Genomic DNA, 10,445 nt, shown 5'->3' on the forward strand with positions numbered 1-10,445 from the left:
ATTTTATATTGTTGGAAAATTCTGATAAATAAGAATTAGAAAATTGAGAGATTTGTGGATTGTGAAATAAAAAAACATGAAAAACATTATTTCTTTGGTGAATCTTTATTTGCTATAGGTGTTATAATAATGGTGTAACAAGAAAACCTACTTAACACACCTATTTGTAATGCAAAGTGGAAGGATGCTAAGCAAGTCAGATTTTTGGAGGAAAAGATAAATGAATACTTTAAAAGCTGAAAAAAGAAGCATGGACATCAAAGCAAAAAAATTAAGAAGGGAAGGATTTGTTACCGGCAATGTATTCGGCAGAGAGATGAAAGAGTCTGTTCCGGTGAAAATGGACAAAGCAGAGGTTGATCACCTGCTTAAAAAAAGCAATAAGGGAAGCCAGATCATGCTGGATATTGGAGGGAAGCTATATAATGTACTGATTAAGGATATTGAATATAACCCATTAAAGGGACAGGTAGATGAGATTGATTTTCAGGCGCTGGTAAGTGATGAGAAAGTACATTCTGTGGCAGAAGTGGTGTTGCTGAATCACGACAAGGTTTTGAGTGGAGTACTTCAGCTTCAGCTGGAGGAGATTGCATTTAAAGCATATCCGTCAGCACTGGTTGACAGGGTCGAGATAGATGCAGGGACACTCAGCATCGGACAGTCAGTGAAGGTAAAGGATCTTGCGATTGCAAAGAACAAAGAGATCGATCTGATCACAGACCCGGAAGCAACCGTTGTTACGTTGAGTGAAGTGCACAATGCAGCAGCGGAAGAAGACAGTGAAGCAGAAGAATAAAAATATATCACAGATATACGGCAGATTTCTTTTTTGAAATCTGCCGTTTTACATATGGGAAGAGATATGGTATATTTCGATTAAGTTAAGATGGATGATATACAGGAGGTGGCTGGATGGCAAAAGATCAGGTTGCTGTGATTGAAATGATAGTAGATATGATACTTGGAAAGACAAAAGGGGTAAGCCGTGTGGAGTTCACTCCGCAGAAGATAAGGTTTCCGGAGGAATTGCCTTATGAACAGGCATTTGAACGTGCGACTCCCGAGAGCCAGGGGGTTGAGTCAGGACGTATTGCAGAATTGATCCGGGAACTTCATGCATCGGAAGGTACAGATATGCACCATTTGATGATCGTAAAAGGAAAGAAAGTTATCTGTGAGTGCAGTTTTGCACCATACAGGAGTGGGGTGTGGCATATCACATACTCCATGTGTAAAAGCATTACAGGAATGGCAATTGGAATGCTGATTGACGAAGGGCAGCTTTCTTTGGATGAGAATGTATACAAGATATTTGCTCATAAATTGAATCCACTGGTAAAGATATTCCGACCGGAGCTTACTGTGGAACATCTTCTTACAATGACCAGTCAGGTGGGCTTTAATGAGACTGGTGTGATTGCCGGAAATGACTGGCTGGAAGGATATCTGGAGGCATCGATTGGCGGAATCCCCGGAACACAGTTTCAGTACAACAGCCTGAATACGTATGTATTGTCAGCAATTATTTCAGAACGTACAGGAATGACGATGGAAGAGTATCTCAGACCAAGGCTGTTCGAACCGATGGGAATTACAAAATATCTCTGGGAAACGTGTCCAAAGGGAATTACAAAAGGTGGCTGGGGACTGTTCCTGTGTGCGGAAGATATGGCAAAGCTGGGGCAGCTTTATCTCGACAAAGGAATGTGGAATGGCGTTCAGCTGGTGCCTGCAAAGTGGGTGGAAGTATCAACGCGCATGCATGTGGAGAGCGGAGAAGATACGTTTGGATATGGATATCAGCTGTGGATGGAAGAACGTCCGGGAAGTTTTGAATTTAATGGGATGCTTGGACAGAATGTCATTGTATATCCTGACATGGATATGGTGATTGTAACTAATGCGGGAAATAATGAGTTGTTTCAGGATTGTATCATGCTGAACATTATCCGGAAGTATTTTGCACCAGATTACAGACCGAAAGAGATTCTCCCGGAAAACCCGCATGCATATGCCGGATTAAAGCATCTGGAAGAGCGGATGCGGGACAGCACCAGAAGAACACCGGGGATACGAAGAGGCGGGTGGCAGAAGAAAACAGATCAGAGGAGAAGCCATGCTGTTCATTCTGATCTGTATTATCGAATCACAGAACTGGATGGAAAATGCTATGTCATGCATCCACAGAGTGTAGGACTGTATCCGTTGGTGATACAGGTTTTCCACAATAATATGACGGACGGAATCAGCAGGATTGCTTTTCGTAATTCCGAAGAGGGATTCTATATCCGCTTTCTGGAAGGCGGGCAGTGGATAGAAACAAAGATTGGATTTACCAAAGCTGAAGAAGCATGGATTACCCTGCATGAAGAAAGTTATCTGGTGGCGGTGCAGGGAGAATTTACAAAAGATGCAGATGGGAACATCGTCCTGAAACTGGAGATGAGTTATCTTGAGGAAGCTGTAAGAAGAAAAATCTATATCAGCTTTATTGGTGACAGGATTGCGATACACTGGTACGAAACACCAGGAAAAGCATTGATCATGGAGGGATTGGAGTCGATTACAGAAGAGATGATGAATCATCCGATCTATAATAAGATAAAAGAATGGGGTGGTATGGATCTGGCACACCGACTGATGGGCCAGACCATAGAACCGGTGACATATGGAGAATTGGAAGAAAGGGAATCCTAGAGCAGGCGAAATACCTGTTCTACAGATGCCCGCATGTTTTCTCGTGCATTTTCTGCTTTCATAGCTTCTTCCAGTGTGGTGATTCCGCGGATGATCGGGAAAAATGCATCGATGCCGGCTTCGTTGCATGCACCTGCTTCTTTGGTGACACTTCCGGCAAATGCGATCACTCTGGCATGATGTTTTTTCGCGAGTTTTGCGACACCGACAGGAGCCTTGCCCATGGAAGTCTGGAAGTCCAGACGTCCTTCTCCGGTAACTACAACATCTGCATCGGCAAGCTCAGCTTCCAGATTGACAGCGTCTAAGATCAGTTCAATTCCGGGCGTGAGTGTTGCATTCAGATATGCAAGAAACGCATATCCGAGTCCGCCGGCAGCCCCTGCGCCAGGAGAAGAAGAATAGTCGTTCCCCAGGGTCTCGGAAGTGATCCGGGCAAAATGAGCCATAGCCTGATCAAGACTCTCTTTGATCTCGTCGGTTACCCCCTTTTGAGGTCCGTAGACGTAAGTGGCGCCGTTCTTTCCACAGAGCGGATTGTTTACATCGCATGCAACCTGAATGTGACAGTCGGAAAGTTTTGGATTCACGTGGTCTGTACAGATGGATGCCACTTTTGCGAGAGCCTGTCCGCCTTTGCCGACATCGTTGCCATGTTGGTCAAGGAAGTCATATCCGAGAGCCATCAACATTCCGATTCCGCCGTCATTTGTGGCGCTGCCGCCAATGCCTATGATAAAGTTACGGCAGCCCCTTTCGATGGCATCGTTGATCATTTCTCCGACTCCATAAGTAGTTGCAAGAAGTGGATTCTTTTCTTCTTCCGTCAGCAGTGTAATTCCCGCTGCAGATGCCATTTCCATCACAGCAGTCCCGGTGTCTGAAAGATATCCATAGCAGGAGTTTACAGGAGATCCCAGTGGCCCTGTAACGGTAATATCTATACGTTCCCCGTTCAGCCCTTCGATCAGGGCATCGGTCGTTCCCTCTCCACCGTCCGCCAGCGGTTTTACAATCACATCAGCGTCGGGATGAGCTGCGTGAACCCCTTCTTTTATTGCGAGACCCGCTTCCATGGAAGAAAGACTCCCCTTTAATGAATCAATTGCGACAACTACTTTCATAACTGGACCTCCATGATCTCTGTATTTTGGTTTATCTGAGTTCAGAATAACACAGCAGGCATAGGATTGCACGTATTTCTTGTTTGGGGTACAATTGGGATATAGTATTAGAAGGGAGAAAAAAGATGTTACCGGAATATAAAACCATAGATTTTGAAACATGGCCGCGGAGAGAGCATTTTCAATATTATACGGAGAAACTGAAGGTGAACTACAGTATGACTGCCAGACTGGATGTTACAAGACTCAGAGATGAATGTAACCGGAAACAATATCATTTTTATTCTGCATTTGTCTGGTGTGCGTCCAATGTGGTGAATCAGATGGAAGGTACGAGGATGATGAGAGATGAAGAAGGTCGTCCGGGAATCTGGGAGACTATACATCCGAATTATACGATCTTCCATTCGGAAGATCATACATTTTCGGATTGCTGGACCTGTTATAATCCTGAATTTGAGAAATTCTATGATGCGATGAGAAAGGATATCGCAGATGCAGAAAAGGTACGGGGAATAAAGGCAAAAGAAGGGCAGCCGATGAACTTCTTCTGCATCTCCTGCATCCCATGGCTGGATTACACCGGATACGCAACAACTACGTCTGGAGACAGAGTAGCCTTGTTCCCGATCATTACTTTTGGAAAGTATGAGAAACGGGATGGAAGCTATACCCTTCCGCTGACTCTGACGATTGCACATGCAGCCATGGACGGCTGGCATACCTCAGAGTTTTTCCGCAGGATGCAGGAAGAACTGAATCAGGTATGCCTACCGGAGAAATAACCGCAGCATTTTTTCTTTTAAACGGGTATACTTTTGATAGCGGATCGGGAGATCCATCCAGGTTTTTTTGTCAACAATACTGCGCATGTGTGTAAATGTTTCAAAACCGGACTTTCCATGATAATCGCCCATACCACTTTCCCCTACGCCGCCAAAAGGCATGGCGCTGGTAGCAAGATGGATGATGGTATCGTTGATACATCCGCCGCCAAAGTGACAGCGATCCAGAATTTTTTTCTGGGTCGCTTTGTCTTCACTGAAAAAATACAGTGCCAGCGGATGTGGATGGGATTCAACGGTGTGAATAGCTTCATCCAGTGAATCATAGGTGAGAACCGGCAGAATCGGGCCGAAGATCTCTTCTCCCATCACAGCATCTTCCCAGGTTACATCTCTCATAACAGAAGGAGCAATCCGAAGTGCAGACGGGTCAGACTGACCGCCACAGACCAGTTTGTCTTTCTGGATCAATCCGAGAAGCCTCTGAAAATGTTTTTCGTTGATGATCTTGCCGTAATCGGGATTTTTTAAGGGATTTTTCCCAAACTGAATCCGAATCTCTTTTTTTATGGCCTCGATCAGATCCTGGCAGATTCTGCGGTCACATAAGATATAATCCGGAGCAACGCAGGTCTGTCCGCAGTTCAGATATTTGCCGAATACGATTCTTTTGGCTGCAAGAGGTATCTTTGCTGTATGATCTACGATACACGGACTCTTGCCTCCAAGCTCCAGAGTCACGGGGGTGAGATATTCTGCGGCGTGGCGAAGTACTTCTTTTCCGACTGTTTTTCCGCCGGTAAAGAAGATCTTATCAAAGCGTTGATTGAGAAGAGCTTGATTTTCCGTACGTCCGCCGGTGATCAGAGCAACGTATTTTTCAGGAAAACAGTCTTCCAGAATCTGCTTCATAACAGAACTGGTTGCAGGTGCATAAGCACTGGGCTTTACAATAACTGTATTACCTGCAGCGATGGCATCAATCAACGGCCCCATGGTTAAGAGAACAGGATAATTCCAGGGACTCATAATCAATACCGTTCCGTAAGGCGAAGGAGACTGAAAACTTCTCGCTGCAAACTGTGCAAGCGGAGTAGGAACACGTTTTTCTTTTGCAAGACCTTTCAGATGCTTCTGCATCCAGGTGAGTTCAGACAGGGTAAGTCCGACTTCACACATATAGCTTTCCATGCGGCTTTTTCCGAGATCCTTTTGCAGGGACTCGTTGAGATCAGATTCATGTCTTATGATAGATTCTTTTAGTTTCTTCAGCATTTCCAGACGATAGGAGACAGGAATTGTCTGTCCTGTTGCGAAGAATTTACGCTGCTTTTCCAGAATGATCTGTATTTCCTGTTCGGTCATAGTTGGCTCCCTCCTGAACTTTATGATACATCTGTTCTAATTGGCCGGCTCCCCAGAGAACGGGAACCGGGTATAATGGGTTGGCTTCGTGATCCGCGTATTGTACAAGCTGCGGAATATCTTCCGTCTGAATTCCCGGAAGTGTAGTCGGGATCTTCATCGCAAGATTCATATCACGGATATGGGTGATAAATGCGTCTGCTGCTTCGGCATCGCTGTCTGAGTCAGATAAATCGCAGATACGGGCAAGAGCTGCAAGCTTTTTATGAGCGGCAGAGCCGTAGGCTTCCAGTACAATCGGAAGGAGTACAGAATTGGCAAGCCCGTGGGCAATTCCGTATCTGCCGCCGAGACTGTGTGCGACTGCATGTACATATCCGACATAGCTTTTCGTAAAAGCAGTTCCTGCAAGATAAGAAGCGCGCAGCATGTTGGCACGTGCCTGCTGGTTGCGGCCGTCCTGATAGGCAATCGGGAGATTTTCAAAGATCAGCCGGATTGCTTCTATGGAGGCGGTGCGTGTCTGTCCGGTTGTAGAACGTCCGATGTAGGCCTCCACCGCATGAGTCAATGCATCCATACCGGTAGTTGCAGTTAGCTGCGGCGGAAGACCAAGTGTTACTTTTGGCTCCAATACTGCATAAGCCGGAATCAGGGCAAAGTCATTGATTGGATATTTGTGATGAGTTTTTGCATCTGTAATGACGGCTGCCAGAGTGGTTTCACTTCCAGTTCCGGCAGTGGTTGGTACTGCGATCAGAAGCGGAAGCTTTCTTGCAACATGAAGCAGACCTTCCATCTTTGCAAGAGATTTCTTTGGACGTGCAAGGCGGGCACCGACAGCTTTTGCACAGTCCATGGAAGAACCGCCGCCAAATGCAATTAATGCCTGGCAACTCTTTTGCAGATACTGCTCTCTTGCTGCTTCTACATTAGCGGAGGTAGGATTAGCAACCGTGTCTTTGTAGACATGACAGATAATTCCGTCATCACCAGAACCGATGTCAAAGACCGGGTGTGCAGACATTTCCCATGGGTGCGTCCATAGATATCGGACGGTTTCTGGCGGACGAGTATTCGTATAAGCATATCTTCAGCTTTGCAGATGAGCATGCAAAAGGGGATGACATCATACAGCTTCCCTCACGCAGAGCCGTTGTATCTGTAGTAAGAGACAGCGACGGAGATATCCGAGATCATTACCGGGCGATTGCTGCATATCTGAAAAAAGAAAATCTGATTCCATGTTCGGATGTATACAGCTTAAGTATTGTCAATGTCATTGATCCTCATAAAGAACGTAAATATCTGAAATATATATTTGTTGCCGTCAAATAATAATACTTAAGAACCAAGGAATATTTTCATCTTGTCCTTTTCCTTCTGTTCCCAGAAGGAGCGCCTGCTTTCGAACATTTCCTCAAGCCACAGAAGTGCTTCATCCAGCCCTTCCTGCGTGAAAGGGAAATCTTTCTGTGTCTTGTCCTTGTCCGGGGTCTGTTCAAAGCACCAGGGCTCCGGGTAGATCCAGACATGCAGAGTTTCTTTGTCAGCGGACAAGAAAAAACGCATTCCATGACAGGAACCGGAGTAGGGTTCCTTTTTTAATGCTTTTATGCATAATCCAATTGCAGAGATCATGAAGGTACCTCCCCAAATATAATCGATTAACCTATCATAGCAGATTTTTACAGAATTTTACAGTATTATTCCTATAATGGTTCCCTATGTATTCATGATTTCTTTGAGGGTCGGGATACCGTTTGCAGGAGAATAAAAAAAATGCTATAATCAAAATATTTCACAATATCATGATGTTTGGGAGCATGAGATATGAGCATAAAGTATTATATAGATACAGAAAAATACAGAACGAATGCCAGAGAGCGATATGTGCGTGTCGGAGGATGGGCTCTGGATACAGACGGACTGGAGATTACATTTAAGGTATTGCTGAATAACCGTGAAGCAGATTATTCTGTAAACAGAGTTGCCAGAACGGATGTATATAGAAAATATTCCAGATATCCCCTCCATGGAAAAGCGGGATTTTATCTGACAGTTCCTCTGGAAACGGAAGATCCTGAATCTGTCAGCATTTTTGCATGCAACGGGAAAAAAGAAATCTGTATCGTGCACCTTGAGAAAAAAGAACTCAATAAAATCCGGGACTGCAGTATGATTACTTATCATATTGACAGAATTGAGAAGAAGAAATCAAAGCTTGTGATGGAAGGCTGGGCATCATCATCAAACGGAAATCATTCTCTTGAATATGGAATCCGAAATGAGGATGGTGAACAGATCAGGCTGAATGTCAGAAAAAGTGCGAGACCTGATCTGGTCGAGATAGGACTTGCATCAGAAAATGATAAAAACTGTGGTTATCGTCTGGAGTTTGAAGGAGATGAGGCGCACAAGTATCTGTTTGAAATCTCAGATCAGGTGAAAAAAAGGAAGATTTTAATCGATGTTAAAAATATACTGAGAAGGCAGGATATTAAGGAGAAAGCGGGATTTGTCCATGCATCCATGAGATATATGCGCCCCCGGTACGCAAAAAAACTGGCAGTATATGTTAAGAAAAATGGTGTGAAGCATCTGAAAGAATATATTGTCAGAAAAGTAAACAGTACAGAAATTCCGTATCAGGAGTGGTATGAAGAACACAGAGCTTCGGAACAGGAGCTGACGGAGCAGAGAAATACGGTGTTTCAGTATTGTCCGTTGATCAGTATCATCGTGCCTGTGTATAGGACTCCTCTTCCATATTTGAGAGAAATGATCGATTCAGTAAGAGCCCAGACCTATGGAAACTGGGAACTGTGTATTGCGGATGGGAGCGAAGGGGATGCTTCTGTGGAAGCAGAACTTGCAAAATATGCTGCGTCAGACAAGAGAATTAAGTTTACAATTCTGAAAAAAAATCTGGGCATTGCCGGGAATACAAACTGTGCGATGAAACTTGCGACAGGAAAATATATCGGATTATTTGATCATGATGATATATTGGCGCCGGATGCACTGTATGAGCTGGTCCGTTCCATGCAGCATGAGAAATATGATATTTTGTATACGGATGAGGATAAGATATCGGCCGATACGAAGGAGCATATGGATCCGAATTTTAAACCAGACTTCAGTATGGATCTTTTCAGATCACATAATTATATAACGCACTTTTTTGTTGTGAAAAAGGAGATTGCGGATAAGGTCGGAGGGTTCAGAAGCGAATATGACGGATCTCAAGATTATGATTTTATGTTTCGTTGTATTGAAAATTCGGATAAGATCAGGCATATCCCGATGATTCTGTATCACTGGAGAATCCATATGAATTCCGTTGCCGGGGATCCGGCAAGTAAGATGTATGCTTATGAAGCGGGGAAAAGAGCTATTGAAGATCATTTGAAACGGATGGATGTAGATGCAGAAGTAGAGCATGTCGGATTGTGGGGCATGTATCATGTAAAGTATGCTGTGAGCAATAATCCTCTGGTTTCAGTGATCATTCCGAACAAGGACCATGTCAGGGATCTGGATAAGTGTATCCTTTCTCTACTGACCAGAAGTGCGTATCAGAATTTCGAAATTATCATTGTCGAGAATAACAGCGAGAAGAAGGAAACATTTGCATATTATGAGCATATTCAGAAAATCTGCAGCAAAGTAAGAGTGATCGTATGGAACGATACATTTAATTATGCCGCGATCAATAATTATGGAGTAAAATATGCAAAGGGAGAATATCTTCTGTTCCTGAATAACGATACAGAGATGATCAGTGAAGATGCAATAAAAGAAATGCTCGGACACTGTATGCGAAAGGAAGTAGGAGCTGTTGGAGCCAAGCTTCTGTATGCGGATGATACGGTGCAGCATGCAGGTGTAGTGATCGGATTTGGCAATTATGCCGGTCACGTCAATACTGGAATCGGACGCAATGATTATGGATATATGGTGCGGGCAAGAATCAACTGCAATTACAGTGCAGTAACGGCTGCCTGTATGATGACAACAAAAACACTGTTCAGAGAAGTGGGAGGATTTGACGAACAGTTTGTGGTTGCCTGCAATGATATTGATTATTGTCTGAAGCTAAGAAGTATCGGAAAGCTGATCGTATTTAATGCTTTTTCTGAGTGGTACCACTATGAATCCAAGTCAAGAGGGTATGAAGATACCGATGAAAAGATAAAACGGTTTGAGGGAGAGGTTCGGAGATTTCAGAGAAAATGGCAGGATGTCCTGGATGCAGGAGACCCCTATTATAATAAGAACTTTCCTTTGAATCAGCCGCCATTTACACTGGGGTAATGCTGAGGCGGCAATCATAAAGAATCAATAAAGGCTAAGAATACCTGTTTTTCAGTGTTCTTAGCCTTTTCTAAGCAGATAACGGGAATCGAACCCGCCTCTCCAGCTTGGGAAGCTGGCGTTCTACCGATGAACTATATCTGCATGTATATAT

Annotated in this window: 9 protein-coding genes and 1 tRNA gene; 5 read left to right on the plus strand and 5 right to left on the minus strand. The window is 44.1% G+C overall.

The annotated features are described in order from the left end of the window. Positions 1-220: 220 nt before the first annotated feature. Both JQM82_RS12545 and JQM82_RS12550 read left to right on the plus strand, forming a co-directional pair. A complete protein-coding gene (locus tag JQM82_RS12545) occupies positions 221-799 on the plus strand; it encodes a 50S ribosomal protein L25 (RefSeq protein ID WP_235250689.1) in 579 nt (192 codons plus the stop codon). Positions 800-915: 116 nt separating this feature from the next. Further along, complete coding sequence (locus tag JQM82_RS12550; RefSeq protein ID WP_235250690.1) at positions 916-2,700, plus strand: serine hydrolase domain-containing protein; 1,785 nt, start codon at positions 916-918, stop codon at positions 2,698-2,700. Here the strand turns inward: JQM82_RS12550 and JQM82_RS12555 are convergent. After that, positions 2,697-3,824: a glycerate kinase gene (locus JQM82_RS12555; RefSeq protein WP_235250691.1), complete on the minus strand. Its 1,128-nt coding sequence runs from the start codon at positions 3,822-3,824 to the stop codon at positions 2,697-2,699. The genes JQM82_RS12550 and JQM82_RS12555 overlap by 4 nt on opposite strands. Before the next feature lie 125 nt (positions 3,825-3,949). Here JQM82_RS12555 and JQM82_RS12560 point away from each other — a divergent pair, with 125 nt between their 5' ends. Next, positions 3,950-4,609 (plus strand): chloramphenicol acetyltransferase, encoded by a 660-nt coding sequence (locus JQM82_RS12560; protein ID WP_235250693.1) that lies wholly within the window; start codon positions 3,950-3,952, stop codon positions 4,607-4,609. Here the strand turns inward: JQM82_RS12560 and JQM82_RS12565 are convergent. Together JQM82_RS12565 and JQM82_RS12570 are read right to left on the minus strand one after the other, a co-directional pair. Continuing rightward, positions 4,595-5,974, minus strand: coding sequence for an aldehyde dehydrogenase (locus JQM82_RS12565; protein WP_235250695.1), 1,380 nt, complete (start codon positions 5,972-5,974; stop codon positions 4,595-4,597). The genes JQM82_RS12560 and JQM82_RS12565 overlap by 15 nt on opposite strands. After that, the gene (locus JQM82_RS12570) at positions 5,931-7,001 is read right to left on the minus strand and encodes an iron-containing alcohol dehydrogenase (RefSeq protein ID WP_235250697.1); all 1,071 of its coding nucleotides are present in this window, start codon (positions 6,999-7,001) and stop codon (positions 5,931-5,933) included. The genes JQM82_RS12565 and JQM82_RS12570 overlap by 44 nt, the downstream gene beginning before the upstream one ends. A gap of 5 nt (positions 7,002-7,006) precedes the next feature. Here JQM82_RS12570 and JQM82_RS12575 point away from each other — a divergent pair, with 5 nt between their 5' ends. After that, the gene (locus JQM82_RS12575; RefSeq protein ID WP_235250698.1) at positions 7,007-7,312 is read left to right on the plus strand and encodes a hypothetical protein; all 306 of its coding nucleotides are present in this window, start codon (positions 7,007-7,009) and stop codon (positions 7,310-7,312) included. Positions 7,313-7,318: 6 nt separating this feature from the next. On the opposite strand, the gene JQM82_RS12580 is transcribed toward JQM82_RS12575, so the two are convergent. After that, positions 7,319-7,615 carry a GNAT family acetyltransferase gene (locus JQM82_RS12580; RefSeq protein WP_235250700.1) on the minus strand — a complete coding sequence of 99 codons (297 nt, stop codon included), beginning with the start codon at positions 7,613-7,615 and terminating at the stop codon, positions 7,319-7,321. Positions 7,616-7,807: 192 nt separating this feature from the next. Here JQM82_RS12580 and JQM82_RS12585 point away from each other — a divergent pair, with 192 nt between their 5' ends. After that, a complete protein-coding gene (locus tag JQM82_RS12585) occupies positions 7,808-10,291 on the plus strand; it encodes a glycosyltransferase family 2 protein (RefSeq protein WP_235250702.1) in 2,484 nt (827 codons plus the stop codon). 73 nt (positions 10,292-10,364) lie between these two features. Here the strand turns inward: JQM82_RS12585 and JQM82_RS12590 are convergent. Further along, positions 10,365-10,435: transfer RNA gene (locus tag JQM82_RS12590), tRNA-Gly, on the minus strand. Positions 10,436-10,445: the final 10 nt, after the last annotated feature.

Source organism: Faecalicatena contorta, from assembly GCF_021531995.1.
Taxonomy (GTDB): domain Bacteria; phylum Bacillota; class Clostridia; order Lachnospirales; family Lachnospiraceae; genus Dorea_A; species Dorea_A contorta_A.